Origin of the sequence: Alteromonas aestuariivivens (assembly GCF_003367475.1) — a bacterium.
Classification (GTDB): Bacteria; Pseudomonadota; Gammaproteobacteria; order Enterobacterales; family Alteromonadaceae; genus Alteromonas; species Alteromonas aestuariivivens.
On record NZ_QRHA01000004.1, the window covers coordinates 166,878 to 189,454 of the forward strand.

General features: G+C 51.1%; 21 protein-coding genes. 17 read left to right on the top strand and 4 right to left on the bottom strand.

Going from position 1 to position 22,577, the window contains the following annotated elements:
• Positions 1-53: 53 nt before the first annotated feature.
• The gene (locus tag DXV75_RS06845; protein WP_115592650.1) at positions 54-2,723 is read right to left on the bottom strand and encodes a penicillin-binding protein 1A; all 2,670 of its coding nucleotides are present in this window, start codon (positions 2,721-2,723) and stop codon (positions 54-56) included.
• A gap of 140 nt (positions 2,724-2,863) precedes the next feature.
• Between DXV75_RS06845 and pilM the strand changes: the two genes are divergently transcribed.
• From pilM to DXV75_RS06890, 9 genes are all read left to right on the top strand, one after another.
• On the top strand, positions 2,864-3,928 hold the full coding sequence (gene pilM / locus DXV75_RS06850) for a type IV pilus assembly protein PilM (protein WP_115592651.1): 1,065 nt from the start codon (positions 2,864-2,866) through the stop codon (positions 3,926-3,928).
• Positions 3,916-4,506 (top strand): PilN domain-containing protein, encoded by a 591-nt coding sequence (locus tag DXV75_RS06855; RefSeq protein WP_115592652.1) that lies wholly within the window; start codon positions 3,916-3,918, stop codon positions 4,504-4,506. Before pilM ends, DXV75_RS06855 begins: the two co-directional genes overlap by 13 nt.
• Positions 4,503-5,111, top strand: a complete 609-nt coding sequence (locus DXV75_RS06860; protein WP_115592653.1) for a type IV pilus inner membrane component PilO — start codon at positions 4,503-4,505, stop codon at positions 5,109-5,111. The genes DXV75_RS06855 and DXV75_RS06860 overlap by 4 nt, the downstream gene beginning before the upstream one ends.
• Before the next feature lie 2 nt (positions 5,112-5,113).
• On the top strand, positions 5,114-5,653 hold the full coding sequence (locus tag DXV75_RS06865) for a pilus assembly protein PilP (RefSeq protein WP_181898380.1): 540 nt from the start codon (positions 5,114-5,116) through the stop codon (positions 5,651-5,653).
• The gene (locus DXV75_RS06870) at positions 5,646-7,421 is read left to right on the top strand and encodes a type IV pilus secretin PilQ (protein WP_115592655.1); all 1,776 of its coding nucleotides are present in this window, start codon (positions 5,646-5,648) and stop codon (positions 7,419-7,421) included. Before DXV75_RS06865 ends, DXV75_RS06870 begins: the two co-directional genes overlap by 8 nt.
• Positions 7,422-7,829: 408 nt before the next feature.
• Positions 7,830-8,345, top strand: a complete 516-nt coding sequence (aroK, locus tag DXV75_RS06875; protein ID WP_115592656.1) for a shikimate kinase AroK — start codon at positions 7,830-7,832, stop codon at positions 8,343-8,345.
• A gap of 25 nt (positions 8,346-8,370) precedes the next feature.
• Positions 8,371-9,438: a 3-dehydroquinate synthase gene (gene aroB, locus DXV75_RS06880; RefSeq protein ID WP_115592657.1), complete on the top strand. Its 1,068-nt coding sequence runs from the start codon at positions 8,371-8,373 to the stop codon at positions 9,436-9,438.
• A gap of 107 nt (positions 9,439-9,545) precedes the next feature.
• A complete protein-coding gene (locus tag DXV75_RS06885; protein WP_115592658.1) occupies positions 9,546-11,054 on the top strand; it encodes an SPOR domain-containing protein in 1,509 nt (502 codons plus the stop codon).
• A gap of 249 nt (positions 11,055-11,303) precedes the next feature.
• A complete protein-coding gene (locus DXV75_RS06890; protein ID WP_115592659.1) occupies positions 11,304-12,140 on the top strand; it encodes a Dam family site-specific DNA-(adenine-N6)-methyltransferase in 837 nt (278 codons plus the stop codon).
• A 19-nt stretch (positions 12,141-12,159) separates the two neighbouring features.
• On the opposite strand, the gene DXV75_RS06895 is transcribed toward DXV75_RS06890, so the two are convergent.
• From DXV75_RS06895 to DXV75_RS06905, 3 genes are all read right to left on the bottom strand, one after another.
• Positions 12,160-12,357, bottom strand: a complete 198-nt coding sequence (locus DXV75_RS06895) for a DUF2970 domain-containing protein (protein WP_115592660.1) — start codon at positions 12,355-12,357, stop codon at positions 12,160-12,162.
• A 35-nt stretch (positions 12,358-12,392) separates the two neighbouring features.
• Positions 12,393-12,671 carry a hypothetical protein gene (locus DXV75_RS06900; protein WP_115592661.1) on the bottom strand — a complete coding sequence of 93 codons (279 nt, stop codon included), beginning with the start codon at positions 12,669-12,671 and terminating at the stop codon, positions 12,393-12,395.
• Between the two features lie 240 nt (positions 12,672-12,911).
• Positions 12,912-13,640, bottom strand: coding sequence for a TorF family putative porin (locus DXV75_RS06905; protein ID WP_115592662.1), 729 nt, complete (start codon positions 13,638-13,640; stop codon positions 12,912-12,914).
• 390 nt (positions 13,641-14,030) lie between these two features.
• Here DXV75_RS06905 and rpe point away from each other — a divergent pair, with 390 nt between their 5' ends.
• From rpe to DXV75_RS06945, 8 genes are all read left to right on the top strand, one after another.
• Positions 14,031-14,699, top strand: coding sequence for a ribulose-phosphate 3-epimerase (gene rpe / locus DXV75_RS06910; RefSeq protein ID WP_115592663.1), 669 nt, complete (start codon positions 14,031-14,033; stop codon positions 14,697-14,699).
• Between the two features lie 53 nt (positions 14,700-14,752).
• Positions 14,753-15,763, top strand: a complete 1,011-nt coding sequence (gene trpS / locus DXV75_RS06915; RefSeq protein ID WP_115592664.1) for a tryptophan--tRNA ligase — start codon at positions 14,753-14,755, stop codon at positions 15,761-15,763.
• A 22-nt stretch (positions 15,764-15,785) separates the two neighbouring features.
• On the top strand, positions 15,786-16,388 hold the full coding sequence (locus DXV75_RS06920; RefSeq protein ID WP_115592665.1) for an anthranilate synthase component II: 603 nt from the start codon (positions 15,786-15,788) through the stop codon (positions 16,386-16,388).
• 124 nt (positions 16,389-16,512) lie between these two features.
• Complete coding sequence (locus DXV75_RS06925) at positions 16,513-17,676, top strand: HDOD domain-containing protein (RefSeq protein ID WP_115592666.1); 1,164 nt, start codon at positions 16,513-16,515, stop codon at positions 17,674-17,676.
• A gap of 284 nt (positions 17,677-17,960) precedes the next feature.
• Positions 17,961-19,169, top strand: a complete 1,209-nt coding sequence (locus DXV75_RS06930) for an aspartate aminotransferase family protein (protein ID WP_115592667.1) — start codon at positions 17,961-17,963, stop codon at positions 19,167-19,169.
• A 25-nt stretch (positions 19,170-19,194) separates the two neighbouring features.
• On the top strand, positions 19,195-20,229 hold the full coding sequence (gene astA / locus DXV75_RS06935; RefSeq protein ID WP_115592668.1) for an arginine N-succinyltransferase: 1,035 nt from the start codon (positions 19,195-19,197) through the stop codon (positions 20,227-20,229).
• Positions 20,230-20,244: 15 nt separating this feature from the next.
• Entirely contained in the window at positions 20,245-21,714 is a 1,470-nt protein-coding gene (gene astD, locus DXV75_RS06940) for a succinylglutamate-semialdehyde dehydrogenase (RefSeq protein WP_115592669.1), read from the top strand.
• A gap of 18 nt (positions 21,715-21,732) precedes the next feature.
• Positions 21,733-22,542, top strand: a complete 810-nt coding sequence (locus DXV75_RS06945) for a DUF1338 domain-containing protein (RefSeq protein WP_115592670.1) — start codon at positions 21,733-21,735, stop codon at positions 22,540-22,542.
• Positions 22,543-22,577: the final 35 nt, after the last annotated feature.

A 22,577-nucleotide genomic window follows, 5' to 3' on the forward strand; every position in this document is an offset into this window, starting at 1 on the left:
TTTAATCCGGGTTAAATCAGGCAAATGGTATTTCTGAGCCATCGAGCGGGTTATTAGAATATCTCTTCAGGCTCAGGTTTGGTTTCGACTTTCCGTTCTGTGAAATCCTGCACCTCGTTTTCAAGAACGTAAGCTTGCGGCTCCGTGCCTTGCAGGAAATATTCGAATAGTGTGGTATGGTCTGTGCGTCGGGTCAACTTTCCGGAAGAGCGATCGATTCGGACCCGCACAATATCATCCGGTACCGGGATTGGGCTTTCAGGCTTGCCATTCAGCGCACTCTGCATAAATCGAATCCAGGCAGGCCCGGCCGCTTTAGCACCGTCTTCTGTGCCTACCAGTGCATTGCCAATCCAGTTGAATTTTTCCGGGTTGCGGTTGATCAGGTTTTGGTTACGGGTTGCCCTTCCGAGCTGACGGTTCATGTCATCGAACCCAACCCAGGCTGTAGCCACCAGATCCTTATGGAAACCACTGAACCAGGTGTCGCGGGAATCGTTGGTCGTACCCGTCTTACCGCCAATATCGGTGCGCTCAAGTATATTTCTGGCCCGCCACCCGGTTCCCAACCAGTAGGTTTTCTTATTCCAGTCACCGTTGGAACGCACGCCAGTGCGCATCATATCCGCAACCAGAAACGCATTCTGGGCGCTTATTACCTGAGGGGCAGCACGTTTTTCTCTGGCTTCCTCTTCCTCCTTGAAAGCTACCTGTAAGCCAAACTCTGCAGCCAGTTGGGCCTCCACATCCGGCTCAGAAGAAACAGGTTGGGACTCCTCGCAAGGGTTACACGCCCAGACCGGATCGGCCTCCCACATCAATACGCCCTGATCGTCCATCACCCGCTCAATAAAATAAGGGTTAACCAGGTAACCACCGTTGGCAATAACAGTGATACCACGAGCGACTTCCAATGGGGTATGTGAGCCTGAACCCAATGACAGGGTTTCATCCAGTGGAATGTCCTCTGGGTTGAAGCCAAATTTGGCAATATGATTGGCCGTCTGACGCAGGCCCACACCCCGCAGCAGACGCACCGAAACTACGTTTTTCGATTTACCCAGAGCTACGCGCATACGGATTGGCCCGTCATACTCTGCTGGGGAGTTTTCCGGCCGCCAGGCCACCCCGGTCGCGGCGTTCCACTGATTTATCGGGGCATCATTGATGATGGAAGCCAGCGTGTAGCCATTTTCCAGCGCGGCTGAATATACAAATGGCTTAATATTGGACCCAACCTGGCGTTTAGCCTGGGTAGCCCGGTTAAACTGGCTCTGATAGAAACTGTACCCACCAACGACTGCACGCAGCGCGCCGTTTTGTGGATCCAGCGCCACTAAAGCACCGCTGACTTCGGGCAGTTGTGCCAGGCGCCAGCTGCCTTCCTGCAGGCGCACATAGATCACCGCACCTTCGGTCAGAATGTCACCTGCGGTTTCAGGTTCCGGCCCTTGCCGGCTATCTGTTATATAAGGCCTTGCCCAATCAAGCCCCTGCCATTCCAGCTCGCGCTCAATGCCATCTGCATCCAGCACGGTAACAGACTGTTCGGCGACTGCCATTACTGCAGCGGGAAGCAGCGGATTGATGCGGGGAACTTCTGCGAGCGCCTCAAGAATACTTTGCTGATCCCAGTCTTCCCTGTTTATCCGCGGAGCTGGTTCATTTTCCGGCTCGGATGTGAAGAAATCGTCAGATTCACCCGGGTCGTTACCCTCGGCTTCATCCTGTTCCGTTGCCGGTTTATTCCACAGGTAGTCCATAGGCCCCCGATAGCCATGACGCTCGTCATAGTCATGCAGGTTACGCACCACAGCATTCTGGGCCTCTACCTGCAAATCGGAAGGCACGGTAGCGTATACCTGGTAACCGCCGGTTTCCGCTTCTTCCTTACCGTAAATTTCTACCATCTGGTTATAAATCATATCGGCCAGATAAGGCGCATCCAGTTCAATTTCGGCACCGTGCCTGGATGACGTAACAGGCGCGGCTACGGCCTGGTCAAACTGCTGCCGGGTTATGAATTTCTCATCCAGCATCCGCAGTAATACAATCCGGCGACGCTCTTTGGCCCTGTCCGGCCGGCTGATAGGATTGAGTACAGATGGAGCCTGGGGCAATCCGGCAATCGTCGCCAACTGTGCCAGCGACAGTTCGTTGAGCGGCTTGCCGTAATACACCTGGGCCGCAGCTCCGACACCGAATGCGCGGTGCCCGAGTTCAACCTTATTCAGATAAAGCTCCAGAATTTCGTCTTTGCTCAGCACCTGCTCAATGTGCCAAGCGATAAAAATTTCCTTGATCTTGCGAATGTAGGTTTTTTCTCTGGAAAGGAAAAAGCCCCGCGCCAGCTGCATGGTCAACGTACTGGCACCCTGTTGCTTTTCTCCGGTCAGCATCAGATTGAATGCGGCACGCCCCAATCCAATGGGATCTATACCTTTATGCTGATAAAAGCGGCTGTCTTCGGTTGCCAGAATAGCGTTAATCAAATCCTGCGGAACGTCCTCAAGTTTTACCGGAATCCGCCGTTTAACCCCATATTGGGAAATCAGTTTGCCGTCCTGGGTAAAGATGCGCATAGGTGTTTGCCAGCGCACGTCCTTCAAGACAGTGACGCTCGGCAGGTCGGGTTTGATATAAAAATAGATACCCACTACCGCCGCTGCACCGAGCGTGGCACCTACCAACAATAATATAAAGAGGGATTTGATGTACTTCACAGAAACTATGATACCAAGGCCGCCGCGCCAAACTCATTTAAATTTAATACGTAGGTGTGGTTATTAGAACCATATACGCTAAAAAAATTGCGTAACATCCTAAATTAGAGAATTAACCCTAGTAGTTGGACGCCAGCAAAATGAAATCGTTGTTCAAGAAAAAGCTGCCACCCATTGTGGGCCTAGACATAGGCACGCGTCAAATTAAAGCTGTTCTGCTTGAGCAATCAGGCAGCGGTTATATTTTGCAGGGATACGCGTGCGAGAGTATTGGCAAAAATGCTTACTCAGAGCGTGAGATCAAAGACTATGACGCGGTCAGTCTGGCGATCAAAAAGCTCAAAAACAGCCTCAAAACCAAAGTAAAAGATGTGGCCATCGCAGTATCAGGTACTTCGGTAATCAGCAAAATTGTTTTCATGGAACCTGACCAGAACGATTTTGAACTCGAAAGCCAAATCGAAATAGAGGCTGACAGCCTCATACCCTACCCTCTTGATGAAGTGTACTTGGATTTTGAAGAACTTGGTCCCAGTCAAACCCACACGGGTAAAGTAAATGTTCTGCTGACCGCTGCACACCGCGATATGGTGGACAGCCGCATTACGCTGGTACGCGAAGACGCGTTCGAACCCAAGGTGGTTGATATTGAAGGTTACGCGCTGGGCAATGCCATCAACTATTTCTACCCCCACGAGCAGGACACCCGTGTCTGCTGCATCAATGTAGGCGCCAGCCTGCTGCAAATGTGCGTACTGCAGAACGGGGAAGTGATTTACAGCAAAGAGCACCCGTTTGGTACCAACATGCTGCTGCAGGATTTGGCTGCCATCAACATGATTGATAAAGAGGAAGCTGAGCGTCAACTGCTGACTAACACCCTGCCGGCTAACTGGGTTGAGGATACCCTGCCCATTTTCAGCGCCAACCTTCAGCAACAAATTAACCGTGCACTGCAAATGTACATGAGTACTCTGCATGCGGAGCGCCCGTCCAAAATTCTGCTGAGCGGTGGCGGCGCAACAGTAGGCCCGCTGACCGAGACGCTGCAACAGGATCTGGGAATTGAGGTTGAAGTGTTTAATCCTTTTTCCAACATGAGCATCAATCCCAAGCTGGATTTGGCCCACATCAATGACATTGCACCTCAGCTGGCAATTGCTGCGGGTCTGGCGAGCAGGAGTTTTACCACATGGCACATGTAAACCTGTTACCCTGGCGGGAAAAACAGCGTCAGTATCAAAAACAGCAATATCTGGGCGCCATGGGCGCTGTTGCCGCCATTGTTGGCCTGATCTTCTGGTTTGTCGGCCAGGCGATTGATCAACAAATCAGCAACCAGAACGGCCGCAACAGTTTCCTGCAAACCGAAATCGTTAAGCTGGATGCCAAAATTTCCGAGATCCAGAAAATCAAGGAAAGCAAAAACGCCATCGAGCAAAGAATGGCACTCATCGAGCAATTGCAGGCAAGCCGTAACATCGCGCCTTCCATTTTCGACGAACTGGCACGTATTGTTCCTCCTGGCGTGTCGTTCAAGTCCATGCGCCGCGTGGGTAACACCATTGAAATTGAAGGCCTGAGCGAGTCGAACAACCGCCTGTCAGACTTTATGCGCCGTTTGGATGCATCAAAAGTGTTCACAGGTGGGGATTTGTCTTCCATCGTAGCAGACGCCAAATCAAATAATGCGATCAGCGACTTTACGCTGAAATTCAATATCAGTCCGCGAATTGCGCCTCAGCAAAACGCCGCTCAATCGAACACCGGAGGCGCAAAATGAAGTTCGACGTCGCCAAACTCAAAGAGCTGAATGAACTGGATTTCGAACAGATTGTTATCTGGCCCCACGAGGTAAAAATTGTGGTTGCCGCGTTCGTAGCCATAGTGGTCGGCGCGCTCAGCTATTACTTTCTGATCAGTCCAAAACTGCCGGTACTGGAAGCGGCCCAGGTTAAAGAAGCCGAACTGAAAAACAAATTCGAGGCCAAGTACCGTATCGCCGTTAATCTGGATGCGTACAAAGAGCAGCTTGCCCGTATTGAAGAAGACTTTTCTTCCATGTTGCGCTCTTTACCGACCAGTAATGAAACGCCAGGGCTGCTGGACGACATCACCTTTGTTGGAACTACCTCGGGCCTGAATTTTAAGTTGCTTAACTGGCAGCAGGAAATTCCCAAGGAATTTTATACTGAGCTGCCGATTCAGATAGAAGTATCCGGTGGTTACCACAATTTTGGTGAATTTGTATCCAAAGTGGCTGATTTACCGAGAATTGTAACGCTACATAACTTTGACATTACCGACCATCAGGGTACCTTACGTCTTCAGTTACAGGCGAAAACTTACCGTACTGCCAGTTCAGGGGCTCAAGGAGGTGCAAAATGAGTATTAAACGTTTACCTCTGGCCGCCATTGTTATGGCTACCCTGAGTGGGTGTTCCCCACAGTTGGATGATTTGGTGGCTTACACCGAAGAAGTGAAATCCACTACCCGGGTGAACATCGAACCCTATCCTGAATTTGCACCACAGCCGGCGTTTGAATACAGCGCCAAAGATTTACGCAGCCCGTTTGTGCGCCCCAGAGATCAGTCCGCACCCATTGTGGTCGCGCAACAGGCGAACTGTCTGCAACCCGATTTAAACCGTCGCAAGGAACCACTGGAGAATTACGGTCTGGACGCCCTGAATCTGACCGGTAACTTCAAAAGCCAGGGGCGCCAGTTTGCGCTGTTTAAAACCAACGATGGCAACCTGCACAAGGTATCCATTGGCAATCGTGTCGGCCTGTTTTACGGCAAAGTTAAATCCATTTCTGGTCAGTCTGTGACCATTGAGCAGTTATTACCCGACGGAGCAGGATGCTGGCAACGAAAAGAAACCACGCTGACGATGTCTTCGGCAGCAGGAGATGAAGAGAATGTCTGAGCGATATATTTTTAATAAGAAACTGAACCGTAGCAGCGGCAAGTGGCGCTGGCTGGGTGGCTCTGCAGTGGCATTGGTATTGTTCAAGGTTTTTGCCCAACCCACGGTTGCGCAGGAACAGGAGCCTGTGTTGCTGGACCCCTATGCAGAACAGCAACAGCTTTTTTCCTCCACCCTGACCACCATCGACTTTGCCCGGGAGTCCCAGAATATAGCGGTCACCACCATTTCCTTTGACGGCAATGAGGTAAATCCGCAGTTAATCGAAGCCCAGGGCCAGATAACTGTCACGCTGCCGGGCACACAACTGGCTGAGGACCAGTTGGTTGAACTTGATGTCGCGCAGTTCGGCACCGATGTTTCTTCTATTGAAACCTTCCAGGACACCGATGGTTCCCGTCTGGTGATCCGCTACAACGGCAAGGTCTTTGCCCGCCACCACCAGCAGGACAACGTCCTGCGCATTGAAGTGGAACCGATGAGCGAAGAAGAAGCGGAAGAACTCAAGCAGGACAGTAAATACACCGGAGCACCAATTTCTCTGGACTTCCAGGACGTTCCTGTACGTCAGGTATTGCAGATCATCGCTCAGGTCAATGGTTTCAACCTGGTAACCACGGACACCGTTTCCGGTAACGTGACCATCAGTCTGACAGGCGTTCCGTGGGATCAGGCGCTGGACATGATCCTGAAAATCAAAGGTCTGGACAAACGTCTTGAAGGCAACATTCTGTTGATTGCCCCGCAGGACGAGCTGTCTGCAAGAGAAACCAAACAACTGCAATCCAAGCAGCAGGTAGCCGATTTGGCACCACTGAAATCCGTCAGTATCGTAGTTAACTACGCCAAAGCGGAAGGCCTGGCGTCCATTCTCAAGTCCCAGGAAGGTGGCGTGTTGAGTGAACGTGGCTCGGTGACGGTAGACGAACGTACTAACACCATTCTTATCCGCGATACCCAGGAGTCTATTGATGAGGCTCGCAGTCTGATCGATTCACTGGATATTCCTGTAAAGCAGGTTTTGATCGAATCCCGTATGGTCACCGTTCGTGACAACGTTGGCGAGGAACTGGGTGTTCGCTGGGGCTTTACCAACACCTTTGAAGATGGTGCCTCCTCGGGTTCACTGGAAGGCGCTGATTCAGCCAGCAGTGGCTTCGTTCCAAACCTCGGCGAGCGTCTGAACGTGAATCTTCCGGTTGCCAATCCGGCTGGACGTATCGGGTTCCAGGTGGCCAGCCTGCTGGACGGAACCATTCTGGACCTGGAACTTTCGGCTCTGGAGTCTGAAAACAAAGGGGAAATCATTGCCAGCCCGCGTATAACAGTGGCCAACCAGCAGGAAGCCTACATCGAACAGGGTACTGAAATTCCTTACGTTCAGGCTACTTCCAGTGGCGCAACGTCAGTGGAGTTTAAAAAGGCGGTACTGAGCCTGCAGGTTACACCTCATATAACTCCTGACAACCGTATCATCCTGGATTTGGTTGTCACTCAGGATACCCGTGGTGAAACCGTATCTACATCAACGGGGCCGGCAGTGGCCATCGACACGCAGGAAATCAAGACCCAGGTACTGGTAGAAAATGGCGAGACCGTGGTACTTGGCGGGATTTTCCAGCAGGTTAACACTGATGACGTATCCAAGGTTCCATTGTTTGGTGATTTGCCTGGCGTAGGTGCTTTGTTCCGAACCACCTCCAAGCTGTACCAAAAACGCGAATTGCTGATATTTGTTACACCGAAGATCGTGACAGAACAGCTTTAAATGCATACAATAACGCCAATGACCTTCTAAAAAGAGGCACTTACCAGTGCCTCTTTTTGTTTGTCCTCGCACCGCCCATTTTTCTTTGTGCCGCCTTAGGCCAAATTGTTTTTCCCAGAGCCACCTGCCTGCTCTGAGGGGTTTCGGTGCAATCATCACGCAGTAGTAAAGTATCAACAAAACTTGCAACAGTTCGCGTGATGCTGAGATAATCCCGCTCTCGAAAATAAAGCGAGGTTTGATGAGTGGTGCTTAGGCATTAAAACCCGCGTCTGCAGCGACACCGGTGGAACTGGTGTAAGTGGGCTGAAAACAGGCCGGGTAACATAAGCACGAGTGAATGGGTAGGTTAGAAACAGGCACAAATGCACTACCCCTAACATTATAAAAGTTGTGATATAAGCAAATATGGCTGAAAAACGTAATATCTTTTTGGTAGGCCCCATGGGTGCAGGTAAAAGCACAATCGGCAGACACCTGGCCGACGAACTACACCTTGACTTTTACGATTCGGATCAGGAAATTGAGCGTCGCACTGGCGCTGATATCGCTTGGATTTTCGATATCGAAGGTGAAGATGGTTTCAGGAAACGCGAAGAAAACGTTATTAACGACCTGACCGACCTGCAAGGCATTGTTCTGGCTACTGGCGGAGGCTCAGTGGTGAACAAGGCGGTACGCAATCGCTTATCTGCCCGTGGAATCGTTGTATATCTGCAAACCACCATCGACAAACAGGTCGCACGTACCCAGCGTGATAAACGCCGTCCGTTGCTGCAGACAGAAGATCCAGAGCAGGTATTGCGGGATCTGGCTGAAGCCCGCAACCCGCTTTATCAGGAGGTAGCTGACTACGTCGTAGACACCGACGACCAGTCTGCCCGAGCCGTTGCGAACCAAATTATCAGTAAAATCGGCCTATAATTTATCGTTAGAAGGAGCTACGCCCATGTCATCACTTACCGTCGAACTTGGAGAGCGTAGTTATCCCATACAGATTGAAGCCGGCCTGTTAGATCAGGCTGGCTTTTTTGTGCCCTACATAAAAGGGCCACTTGCCGTAATTGTTACCAACGAAACCGTGGCACCCCTGTATCTCGACAAAGTCAGGGCGGCCTGTGGCGACAAGCATGTAGAAACCATCATTCTGCCAGATGGTGAGCAATACAAATCGCTTGAGCAGTTTGGCGTTATCATGACCCGGTTGCTGGAAATGAATGCCGCCCGTGACACCACCCTGATTGCATTGGGCGGTGGCGTTATTGGCGACATTTGTGGTTTTGCTGCTGCGGCATATCAGCGAGGGGTACCATTTATCCAGGTACCCACTACCTTGTTGTCGCAGGTAGATTCTTCGGTGGGCGGCAAAACTGCGGTTAACCATCCGCTAGGTAAAAACATGATTGGGGCTTTTTATCAGCCGATTCTGGTTGCCATCGACCTCAACACACTGAATACCTTGCCTGCACGTGAGTTTTCCGCCGGAATGGCCGAGGTGATCAAGTACGGTATCATTTACGATGCAGACTTTTTCGCTTTTCTGGAACAGCACCATGCGGAACTGAAAGCACTCAACACTCAACTTCTGAAAGATACCATTTACCGTTGCTGTGAAATTAAAGCTGAGGTGGTTGCAAAAGATGAGCGTGAAGGGGGCCTGCGTGCCATACTCAACCTTGGGCATACGTTTGGTCATGCCATTGAAGCGGAACAGGGCTACGGTGCTTGGTTGCACGGTGAGGCAGTCGCAACTGGTACCATAATTGCTTGTCACGCAGCAATGCATTTGGACTGGCTGAGCGCGTCAGAAACCCGACGGGTTCGTGACCTGTTTGAAGCCTTTTCGTTACCGGTTTCAGGCCCGGAAAGTATGGATAAAGCCGCTTACATGTCGCACATGCGCCGGGATAAAAAGGTAGAGGCGGGCAACATCCGTTTTGTGCTGCCGCAGGGCATCGGTAAAGCTGTGGTAACCAAAGACGTCAGCGACGACATTCTGGCACAAATTCTCGCCTGAACCGACATTCGTCAAGATGCAGTTAGTTAGCTCGCCCGTGCGCGAGCTCAGGCATTAAGGCTTCATAGGTTTAGGGCCAACCGGTGAAGGTATTGAGGATTTCTTGAGTGTACTCCGAACTGCACGAACGACTGGAATATCTGGTTAATTACTCTTCCCAGCTGATCTTTGTCAGTGGAGATTCCATCGCGCAACAACAGCGTACGCTGGAAGCCTTTGTTTTTCAGCAGCACGACGACACCGAAATAGCCTATGTTACCGCCGATCCGAAACTGGACATTTCCGACTATCGTCGTCAACTGTGTCGTCAATTGCTCGGCCAGGTTGTCGGTAGCTACGTTCGCCCGTTAAATGAATTGCTGGCCGCTCTGAATCAGCATGAAGGCCCGATTCTTATCACCATTACCCAGGCTCAGCATATGCCCGACCGGCTATTGCAGGAACTGTGGGATCTGGTTTTGCAAAGTCGTTTTGCGGCCAATAAGCAGCATTTGAATGTGCTGTTATTCGGTGAGTCAGCCTGGGCAGAGAACGCCAAACAGTGGCTTCCGGCCAGAAACACCGACACGCCGCTGCTGATCAGCAGCCAGTCCGTCAATACCCAACAGCATAGCAGTGAACTGGATCGCCTGATCAGTCAGCGCAGAGAATCGTTTCATCAGCATCTGGCAAAGCGATACGGCCAAAGTACACCCCGCCGTAAAAACCCCTTACAATCCCCCTGGTTCTGGGGAGCTTCAGCAATCCTGCTCGCAGGATTGTCCGTCGCTATTTTTGCATGGCAGTACGGTGATCAGTTCGACAGCCTGTTCGCTCCCATCGATGCCCCACTGCAACCAGTCTCGGCAGACGCCGTCGTTCCCGGCTCCGCATTTGAAAAAGTGATTGGCGAACCCGCTTCGCAACCAGCAGCGGAGCCCAAAGGAGAACCTGAGTCAACCGAAGCTGCACTGGTAACGGACTGGACCCAGGCAGTCCGGCAACTGGACGACCAGCCAGATATACTGACCAGTCATTCACCAGAGGACCTGACAGCTGGCAAAAAGCCTGATGATGGTTCGTTGAAGCAGGCACCTGGTAATCCTCAGCCGAATGCGGGCAATGAGATAGCCTCAGCTGAACCTGCTCTCGCTGACACCACAGCTGTGGAACTCACACCCGTAACTGAGTCTGAAATCCAGGAGGTGGCTGCTCAAGGGATATCAGATACAGACGACTCTCTTTCCTCAACGGGTGCTGGGTATTCAGAGCCACAAGACAGCGCTGTCATGTTGTCCGAAGATGCAAATGCAAAATCCCAACCCGAGCAGGGAATCAGCGTTAGTCTGGCAGATAAGCTTAACAACCAACACTTCCTCATCCAGATAGCCGGCCTCAAAGACCCTGACTTGCTCAAGCAGTTTATCAGGGACAACAAGCTGGAGGCGATAACCACAACCTACAAAACCTTCCGTTACGGTGGGGACTGGTATGTAGTGATATATCATGAGGCCTTTACCACCATGGAGCAGGCCCGAGCTGCAATACCTACGCTGCCTGAGTATGCAGGTAAAAATCAGGCTTTTGTCAAACGTGGCGACCAGGTTCTAAGTGAAATTCAAACCGTTGCCCCCTGATTCTGATCCATGCTCAGTGAAGGTGCCCATATGGGACTCAGTAAAAATCCTCTCAGAAACGATTTGTTGGTTGTCGGTGCCCGGGTAGACAGATACAATCAAATGTTCGCAGTATCGGCCGATAGATCAGGCCGATAATACCTGGCCGAATTGGCCTAAATGGGCTCAAACGCTTACTTCGCTGAAAAGTGATCTGACCGGCACCACGTGAGCTGTATCAATAAGTACGTGTAGATTGCATTCTAAACAATGATGAAGAAGAAAAACCGGGCCTTTTTGAAATGGGCCGGGGGAAAGTACAGTCTGGTTGAAAACATTCAAGCGAAGTTACCGGCCGCCAATCGACTGATTGAGCCATTCGTAGGTGCCGGCTCTGTGTTTCTCAACACCCACTACCCGCGCTACCTGCTGAATGATATTAATCCTGATCTCATTGGTCTCTACAAATTTCTGCAGCAGGCACCAGATACCCTCATATTGGATGCTGAGCGTTATTTTAACGCTAAATACAACTGCGAGTCGGCCTATTACGGGCTTAGGGAAGAATTTAACGGCACGCAGGACCCTTACCACCGCGCTCTTTTATTCCTCTACCTGAACAGGCACGGTTACAACGGGCTGTGCCGTTACAGCCTGAGCGGTAAATTTAACGTACCCTTCGGCCGCTACAAAAAGCCCTATTTTCCGGCCGAGGAAATGCTGGTGTTTGCCGAAAAATCACAGAATGCAGTGTTTACCTGCCTTCCGTTTGAAAAGATCTTCAGCCGAGCACGCAAAGGCAACGTCATCTATTGCGACCCACCTTATGCACCAATAAGCAAAACCGCCGCCTTCACCAGTTATGCTGCCCGCAGTTTTGGCATGGATTCCCAGTCTAAACTCGCGACCCTGGCAATTAGAGCCTCACATAAACGGGGAATTCCGGTACTGATATCCAATCACGATTTACCGGTAACCCGGAAATTGTACCACTGCGCAAGCATTAGTTCGCTGTCGGTGAAACGTTCCATCAGTCAGAATGGCGCAATGCGCAAGCCCGCCAGTGAAATTCTGGCCTACTTTGCGCCGAATGATATTCATAAGTAATTAAATCCTGAAAGCAGATTCACGGCAAAATTAACCAGACAAGGCCCAGCAGGCTGAGAATAAACACCCCCACCATCAAAATGCCCACAGCGATGTAGATCCAAAGCGCACCCTGAGTAAAATCCCGCTTATAATTGCGCTGGGACTGAACTCCGAACAGGCTGGCCAGTACACTCAACAGTACGGATTTTACTGAAGGTTTTTGCTCATCCGGCAAAGCAGAATTTCCGCTTCTTCAGGCTGAAGCCACGCTTAATCGCCCTTTCCATAAAGGAGCTCGAGTAAATCGAGGAAATGAAACTGGTAGGTAGAAGACTTACCGGATATCCACGAAAGCCAGCTGACTTCCAAAATCCAGTCATCGGCACCAGAGGCACACGCGACCTCCTCACCATTAACACTAGTGTGCCTCTCCATGACACTGCTACCCCGTGAGCACCAGTCGCTATCCCGCGAACCGGGAATCATCACCAGCCCGATGATAAACGCCACTGCTACCAAGGTATATTTGGTTCTTTCCTTCCTGAACATGGTATTCGCCGTCTAATTATTGACCGATTGTCAACTTCGGCCAGTATAAACCGATGGCAAAAATCAACAAGGTTTAATGTACACAATTTATCGCAAATTACCTGTAAGTCATCCGCTGCGAGGTTAGCCACATTAAGAAAAAGCCCCGCTGCTTTCGCAGAGGGGCTTTAACAGACACTTACCAGCGCCGCCGCGCTGGATTTTTATGATGCACAGTATATAGATTAAAGCCTTGGGCTTTTACAGTTCAAAGTCTACGCCGTAGGAAACAGCGAATTTGACTGAATCATTGTCATATGCGCCACCAGCAGCTGGCTCGTCATCGTCCATATCAGTTCCGGTGATTGCAAAGCTGAAACCGTCACGTGAAATGGATACACCCCAGTCGTTGTAGGATTCAGTTACACCGTTGAACGCTTCTGCGAAATCACCCTGGTGGTTACCCACGTGCAGGCCGATCTCAGTGCCGCTTTCCAGTGCAATGGTATAATCCAAAGAAACGTAAGTTGCTTCACCAAAACCAAAGTCCTGACCCTCGCCTTCTTCAGCTTCGGTGTTCGCCAGAACGTATAAAGTGGCGCTAAAGTTTCCAAAACCTAATGTTCCGTATACTTCACCAAAATCAAACTCGGCAACGTCGTCATAGTTGTAGTACAGGTAACCAACGTCGTAGCTGAAGCTGCCAGCTTCGCCAGAAAAGCCGAAGTACAGGTCATGCTCGTAAGAATATACGTCGTCAGCGCCGTAATTTACATTTGAAGCCCATGTACCTGCGTAGAAGCCGCTGTCTGAAGCATAGTCAATTCCGCCCTGAACCGCTGCGTCATTGGTAGTTTGAGTCAGTCCACGCCAGATATAGTTATTCGTTACGCTGACGTTAGCTGAAAGTGAATCAGCGTAGCTTGGCATAGCGACTAAAGAAGCTGATGCAACAGCCAATGCTAAAACTGATTTTGAAACTAATTTCATTGTGTGTTCTCCGTTGAAATTAAAAACTTTGTTTTTCAAAGGTTTTCTGTCTTCATATTATTTTTGTACTGTCCTAGTACGCAAAACTGATGCCCGTTAACGAGAAACTGAAAGAAATTTACAACAATATAGTAAACTTCTGATTTTTAAGTGTTTTAAAGTGTTTCATTGTTAGCAACTGAAACGTCTACATACGATTGCACCAAACTTAATGCACAATAATGATGCAATGATGCGCAAATGGTGCAATTAACGACCTTTTTTCGACGCACAGATTTAGGTACACTTTTGCGCCATAGCCCGGTTTACGCTGTTACAGGACGGCCGGGTCAACCAAAGCCTCAGCCTTCCCGTGCCGGGCCTTACTTTTTGCAGCAGGAACTTACTTGTATGAGCGACTACCTGATCGCCCCTTCCATTTTATCCGCCGATTTTGCCCGACTAGGAGAAGAGGTCGAAAAAGTTATGGCGGCTGGCGCCGATGTCGTTCATTTCGATGTCATGGACAATCATTACGTCCCAAACCTGACGTTCGGGCCGATGATTTGTGAGGCGCTCAGAAAGTACGGCATTGAGGCACCCATAGACGTTCATTTGATGGTAAGCCCTGTTGACGAATTGATTCGCAGCTTTGCCGATGCCGGTGCCACCATGATTAGCTTTCACCCGGAAGCCACTTCGCATCTTGACCGTTCTCTGCAGTTAATCATTGATTCAGGCTGCCAGCCCGGACTGGTCTTCAACCCGGCTACCCCGCTTCATTATCTCGACCACATTATGGACAAACTCCATCACATACTGCTGATGTCAGTGAATCCCGGCTTCGGAGGGCAGTCTTTTATACCCTCTACATTTGATAAACTTCGTCAGGTTCGGCAAAAAATTGAAAAAAGTGGCCAAAACATCCGGCTTGAAATTGACGGCGGGGTAAAAGTCGATAACATTCGTGCCATCGCCGAAGCAGGTGCAGACATGTTTGTTGCGGGCTCAGCCATATTCAACGCTCCGGATTACGCTGAAGTGATCCGGCAAATGCGTTGTGAGCTTGCCAAAGCATAGTCACCGAATTCGCATATCAATGAAGTAATATTCCACAGTTAGGTAACATAAGCATGAGCAACAAACCCGTCGTACTCAGTGGCTGTCAGCCGTCAGGACAACTCACCTTGGGCAACTACATGGGCGCACTAAAGCAATGGGTTGCCATGCAGGATGATTATCAATGCCTTTATATGCTGGTAGATCTCCATGCCATTACTGTGCGGCAGGAACCTGAAAAGCTTACCAATGCGTGCCTGGACGGCCTGGCACTGTATCTGGCCTGTGGCATCGACCCTGCGAAAAGTACCCTGTTTGTGCAGTCTCACGTGCCGGAACACGCCCAGCTGGCCTGGGTTCTTAACTGCTACACGCAAATGGGCGAACTGAACCGCATGACCCAGTTCAAAGACAAGTCGGCTAAAAATGAAAATAACATCAATGCCGGCCTGTTCACCTACCCGGCCCTGATGGCCGCGGACATACTGGTTTATCAGGCGAATCAGGTGCCCGTTGGCGACGATCAGAAGCAGCACCTCGAACTGGCCCGCGATATCGCAACCCGGATGAATAACATCTATGGTGATGTATTTGCCGTTCCGGAGCCGTTTATTCCGGAATTCGGTGCCCGCATTATGAGCTTGCAGGAACCGACCAAGAAAATGTCGAAATCCGACGACAATCCGAACAACTTTATTGGTTTGCTGGAAGAACCCAAGAAAATTACCAAGAAAATCAAGCGCGCGGTCACCGATTCAGACGAACAGGCCCGCATTTATTTTGACCGGGCTGAAAAGCCGGGCGTATCAAACTTGCTTACACTGCTGTCACTGGCAACAGGAAAGAGTGTGGATGCACTGGTCCCGGAATACGAAGACAAAATGTACGGCCACCTTAAAGGCGATGTGGCTGATGCGGTGGTGGCACTTTTAGAGCCAGTACAGGCCAGGTTCAAAGCCTTTCGTGAAGACCGAGCCTACCTGGACACAGTAATGAAACAGGGTGCCGAGCAGGCGTCGGCACGCGCAGCAAAAACGCTCTCTGACGTCTACCAGGCAATTGGCTTTCTGGCCAAACCGAGATAACAGGCACCTGACGGGGCACGCCGTGCTGTTACTGATTGATAATTTTGATTCGTTCACCCACAACCTGGCGCGGTATTTTGTCGAGTTGGGGGAAGATGTGGAGGTAGTGCGTAACCACTGCATCAGCCTGAATGACATTCAGGAGATGTCCCCCGATCATCTGGTGATATCTCCCGGCCCCTGTACCCCTAATGAGGCTGGAATAAGTTTACAGGCCATACAGAAATTTGCCGGCCATATCCCGCTGCTGGGAGTGTGCCTGGGTCACCAGGCGATTGGTCAGGTGTTTGGTGCAAAAGTGGTGCAGGCGAAGCAAATTCGCCATGGAAAGGTTTCGCCGGTAGCCCATTCAAATAGTGGCTTGTGTAATGGCCTGCCAAACCCGTTCAATGCCACCCGCTACCATTCTCTGGTGCTGGAGCCTTCGTCGCTGCCAGGTTGTTTGCAGGTTGACGCCTGGTGCGAATATTCGAATGGCTACCGTGAAATCATGGCCATCAGCCACCGGGCGTTGCCGGTATGGGGGGTGCAGTTCCACCCTGAGTCTCTGCTTACCGAATGTGGCCATGAACTGCTGGCGCGGTATCTCAAAAACGCCAATTCGCATTTACCTGCAGCGGTATAACACTCAATTTGCCACAAATTTAACTGCCCAAATACCCGAAAATGAAGGTATTATTGACCCGAATCGCTGGTACCATTGAGAGTATAGGCAGGATATTGGGTAAAGTGGCAGGAGCTACCCTCGTATGACAGACACCGCAGCAACGCTGCCTTCCATTGACGAGCGTTTTGACAACCTATTGATTTCTCAGGCGCGGGTGCACCAAATGTTGGGGCGTCGCAGCCCCGGCGAAGTAAGATACGAAGAGTCCGAACAGGCCGATGCACGGCGGGAATTGCTGCATGTCGAGAAGGTGGCACTGCGGGATCTCGAACGTAAGGCGCTCAGCGACGCCAGTTTCCTCGATTCATTACGCAACAATCTGCACAACTCACTCATCACCGAACTGAAACAGCAGACCGATAACTCACGGACTCTGTTTAATCAAGTTCTAAACCTCACCGATGACGCCACTCAGATGCTCGACAATCTGGCTCTGAAGGCATCAACAATCTCCAAAATCGAACCGTATGCCGCAGCCCAGCCCTGGTTGTATGACGAACTGATTCAAACGGTCAATTCGCCTGCACACCGCAGAAAAGACTCCCGAGGCCGGGTTATTCAGGTTGAATCTTTGCGCACTGCACTGAGTTTTCTTGGCATCGACAATCTGCGTTTACAGTTACCTCTTTATGTATATAAGCGCACACTGCCCGTTATTACGGATCCCTACCCGACCATCAAGCATCAGTTATGGCAGTACGGTTTGGGAACGGCGGTGACGGCACGGGAACTGACAAAATTTTATACTGCCAAACCTACTGACGCCTACGTGCTGGGACTGCTCAGCAACATTGGCCGCTGTGCCATTCACCGTCTTTACTTTCGACTGTTTGACAAACTCCATCGTCAGGCACTGCAGGAAGCACAGAACAAGCGGCAACGGGAGATCCACGACGGATTACTGCAGGTACAACCCTCGGCCAATTTTCTGATTGCTTTGCAAAATGAATACGCCGATAAGTTCACCGCTGATTTGTTTGAACACATGCTATTCAAACGTCTCAACCTGACCAATCCAATGCGCCAGATAGCAAAAGCGGACTGGGAACCTGGCTCCTTGGCACATATTCTTCATCTCGCCCGATGTTACACCCGATTCAGGATGCTAAGGCCCCGCCGCTACATCGAGAAAGACGAGGCAAAAGCCTATCTGCTGTCTCTGAAGTACCCCACAGGTGCATTGGAATCGCTTAAAGAGTTGGACATATTTCAACCTCCGCTGGCTGAAGAAGCAGAAAACGACTAAATTTTTTGTGGATAATCATGCAATACGAGAGGCGACGGGCGTTACTCCCTGACAACGCCATCTGCCTTTGAAGCGGATTAAAAAAGTACGGTCTCACGGCAGCCATTGCCATTCTACATAGTTATGCACTTTTCCTGCAAAACCTGCCAAACCCCTTTAAAATCAAGGGCTGCAGGGCTTCCAAGGGAAGACATTTGATAACATTACTGGCATACTGTCAGGCCAGATTGCTCATTCAATGCATACGAGCACACGTGCGTATGCAAGACTCAGAGGTTTAAAAGATGAAAGTCACTCGTGCCACATTTGATGAGGTTATGGTTCCCAATTACAACCCGGCCGGAATGATTCCCGTCAAGGGTGAAGGCTCCCGCGTATGGGACCAGGACGGAGCGGAATACATCGATTTTGCCGGCGGCATTGCGGTTAATGTTCTGGGCCACTGTCACCCTGAGCTGGTCAATGCGCTGAACGAACAGGGCAGCAAGCTTTGGCATCTGAGTAACGTATTTACTAACGAGCCGGCGTTACGCCTGGCCAGCAAACTGACCGAAGCGACCTTCGCCGAACGTGTCTATTTTGCCAATTCAGGGGCAGAAGCGAATGAAGCCGCTCTGAAACTTGCCCGCCGCTATGCGCTGGAAAACTTCGGTGAGCATAAAAGCCAGATTATTGCCTTCAACAAAGGCTTCCACGGGCGCACGTTCTTTACCGTGACCGTAGGCGGCCAGGCGGCCTATTCAGATGGATTCGGGCCAAAGCCCGGTGCTGTAGATCATTGTGACTACAATGATCTTGCCGCATTTGAAGCACTGATCTCCGACAACACCTGCGCTGTTATGATGGAGCCTCTGCAGGGTGAAGGCGGCATTATTTCACCAGAGCCGGAGTTCGTTGCACGGGTGCGCGAGTTGTGCAACCAGCACAATGCGTTACTGATTTTTGACGAAGTTCAGACAGGTGTCGGTCGCACCGGCCACCTTTACGCCTATATGGGCCTGGAAGTTACCCCTGACATCCTTACTTCGGCTAAGGCACTGGGCGGAGGCTTCCCTATTGGCGCCATGCTTACAACGGCCAAAATTGCCGAGCACCTCAAGCCCGGAACTCACGGCAGCACCTACGGCGGTAACCCGCTGGCGTGTGCCGTTGCTGAACGGGCTCTGGATATCGTCAATAACCCGGAAGTTCTCGAAGGCGTAGTTAAAAAGGAACAGATGTTCCGCGACTATCTGGCCGAGATTAACAACAAGTACAAGGTCTTCAGTGAAATTCGTGGCAAAGGCCTGCTACTGGGTTGCGTTCTGAACGACGACTACCAGGGGCGTGCCCGTGACTTCCTGGTTGCATCTGCCGATGAGCATTTGATGTGTCTGGTTGCAGGGACCAACGTTGTGCGTTTCGCACCTTCGTTGATTATCCCTGAAGAAGACATCAAGGAAGGTCTGGTGCGTTTTGAACGTGCCATCGCTTCTATCGTTAACCAAAAGTAATGCCTTCTGGCTTGAGTAAGCGAACATGAATATTATTCGCCCAATCACGGCTGCAGATTATCATTCCCTGCACGACATCGCGGTGGACTCCGGTATCGGCTTTACGTCGCTACCGGTGAACGAAAACCTGCTGAAAAACAAAATTGAACGTGCAGAATGGTCGTTCCAACAAACTCCCAGCCAGCCTGGCAGGGAGTCGTATCTGTTTGTAATGGAAGACTCAACAACCGGTGAAGTGGTCGGTACGTCCGGCATCGAGGCGGCCGTTGGCATCGACGATGCTTTTTATCATTACCATTTGGGGAAAGTGGTCCACGCATCCCGGGAACTGAAGATCCACAATACGGCAGAAATACTGACCTTCTGTAACGACTACACCGGGGTCACCGAAATCTGCACCCTGTTTCTCAAAGACAAAGCCCGGCAAGGGTTAAACGGACGCCTGCTGTCCAAGTGCCGGTTTCTGTTTATGATTGAGCATCGCCATCGCTTTGCGGAAACAGTAATTGCCGAAATGCGCGGTGTCAGCGACGAAAAGGGGCGCTCACCATTTTGGGAGTGGCTGGAAGAGCATTTCTTTTCCATGGACTTTCCCACCGCAGACTATCTGACCGGAATTGGTAACAAGGTGTTCATTGCCGAACTGATGCCAAAGTACCCCATCTACGTTAAGCTGCTCAGCGAAGAAGCCCAGGCGGTCATTGGCCAGGTGCACACAAAAACCCGCCCTGCCCTGCGTTTATTGCAGGAGGAAGGGTTCAGCTGCAGAGGGTACGTGGACATTTTCGATGCCGGCCCGACAGTGGAAGCCAACCTGAGCCACATTCGATCAGCCCAGGCCAGCCGTAAACTGCCAGTAGTCATTGACGATCAAACCGCAGCGCTAGGACAGTCCTGCTACATCATCAATACTTCTGTGAAAGATTTCCGCGCCATAGCCACAGAGATGGCAGTCAGCGAGGAACAGCAGGTAGCCGTATTATCCCGACAGGCGGCGGCTGCACTGAATATTAGTGAGGGTGATTCCGTTCGTTTCACCCCGGTAAAATTCAGAGACTAACAACAGGATCCCTACATGCAAACTACACATTATATTGGCGGCCACTGGCTGGCAGGCGAAGGACACCCGATCTCGTCTGTCGACCCGGCTAAGAACCAAACCATCTGGCAAGGACATTCAGCCAACGCCGCCCAGGTTGATGCGGCCGTTGCTGCTGCGAGGGCAGCGGCTCCCCAATGGGCTGCACTGGGTTTTGAAGCGCGACTGAACATCATCAAACAGTATGGTGCACTGCTGGAGCAGAACAAAGCCCCACTCAGCCAGGCGATTGCCCGGGAAACCGGTAAGCCTCTTTGGGAAACCGCCACGGAAGTCGCTGCCATGATCGGCAAAATCGGTATTTCTGAGAAAGCCTACCACGAACGCACCGGCACGGTTGAAAACCCTATGCCAGTTGGCCAGGCGTTTATTCGCCATAAACCTCATGGTGTGGTGGCGGTGTTTGGCCCGTACAATTTTCCGGGGCACTTGCCCAACGGCCACATTGTGCCTGCCTTAATGGCTGGTAACACTGTTGTATTCAAGCCCAGTGACCTGACCCCAATGGTTGCAGAACAGATGGTCGGTTTGTGGGATCAGGCTGGCCTTCCTGCAGGCGTACTTAACCTGGTACAAGGCGAGGTTGAAACCGGTAAGGCACTGGCTTCCCACCCCGGTCTGGATGGACTTTTCTTTACCGGCAGTTCCCGTACCGGAAAAATGCTGCATGAACAGTTCGCCGGCCACCCGGGTAAAATCCTGGCACTGGAAATGGGCGGTAACAACCCGCTTGTCGTCAAAGACGTAACCGATACAGAAGCTGCCGTGCACGACATCATTCAGTCAGCGTTTGTTACTTCAGGCCAACGTTGTACCTGCGCCCGCCGCCTGTTTGTTCCCCAGGGAGAGGCTGGCGATGCGATGGTGAGTCGCCTGGTGGATGTCAGCCGCAACATTCTGATTGACGAATACGACGCCGAAGAACAACCGTTCATGGGCGCAATGATCTCGGCAAATGCCGCCAATATGATGGTTCAGGCTCAGGCCCAACTAGAACAGGCCGGAGCCACGGTTCTGTTACGCATGGAACAAAAAGATCCAGCCAAAGGCTTTGTTACCCCGGGGATCCTGGACGTCACTGATATGCTGGCCGAATTGCCGGACGAAGAACATTTTGGCCCATTGCTGAAAATCATCCGCTACAACGATTTCGATGCTGCCATTAACGAAGCCAACAACACCCGTTTCGGGCTTTCAGCCGGATTCATTGGCGACAGCGAGGACGATTATCGCCACTTCTTCCAACACATACGAGCCGGAATAGTAAACTGGAACCGCCCGATTACCGGTGCCAGCAGTGCAGCGCCCTTCGGCGGCATAGGCGACAGCGGCAATCACCGCGCCAGCGCGTATTATGCAGCGGATTATTGTGCTTACCCCGTGGCCTCAGTGGAACTGGACAAGGTTGCCTTGCCCGCCACACTCAGCCCCGGTTTGAAAATGTAATATCAGGAGTCTTTTTCAATGCATAGCAACATCAATACGTTGTTTGAGTGCCTGTGGGATAACTACGTTGCCATCACGCCTTCCGCACACAAAATTCACCGTTTGTTGGCGGGTGAAGAAAACAGCAGCGGGATCATCAACGACCATGTGGCGTTTCGAACCTTCAACCTCGGCAAAACCGGACTTGACAAACTGGCGGCGCATTTTGAAGCACTGGGGTATGTAGCCAAGGGTGACTACAACTTCGAAGCCAAAAAGCTGACCGCAAAACACTTCGAACATCCGGACGAAACACAGCCCAAGGTGTTCATCAGTGAGTTGCGGGTGGAAGAGTTGTCTGAAACCGCCCAGGCGATCATCACCAAACTGGTGGAACAGATGGACGCCGCGGCCGTTACTGAAGATAACTTCCTGTATTCAGGCCGCCACTGGGAAATCAGCAAGGAAGATTACGACACATTGCTGAGCGAATCCGAATACGCTGCCTGGATGGCAGCATGGGGGTTCAGGGCAAACCACTTCACGGTCAGCGTCAATTACCTGAAAAGCACCCAATCTCTCGTGGAAGTAAATACGCTTCTCAAGGACGCAGGTTTTGTGCTTAACACCGTAGGCGGCGAGATCAAAGGCGGCGAAGATGTTTACCTGGCCCAATCATCTACCATGGCCGATCGTGCCGACGTAGATTTCGGTTCAGAAGCCATCGCTATTCCCAGCTGCTTCTACGAATTTGCCCAGCGTTACCCAATGCCAAACGGCAAGCTCTATCAGGGGTTTGTTGCTGCATCGGCCGACAAAATATTTGAAAGCACCAACGCAAAAAGCTGAACAGCACTATATACCTCATACCCGCGCCCTCATCT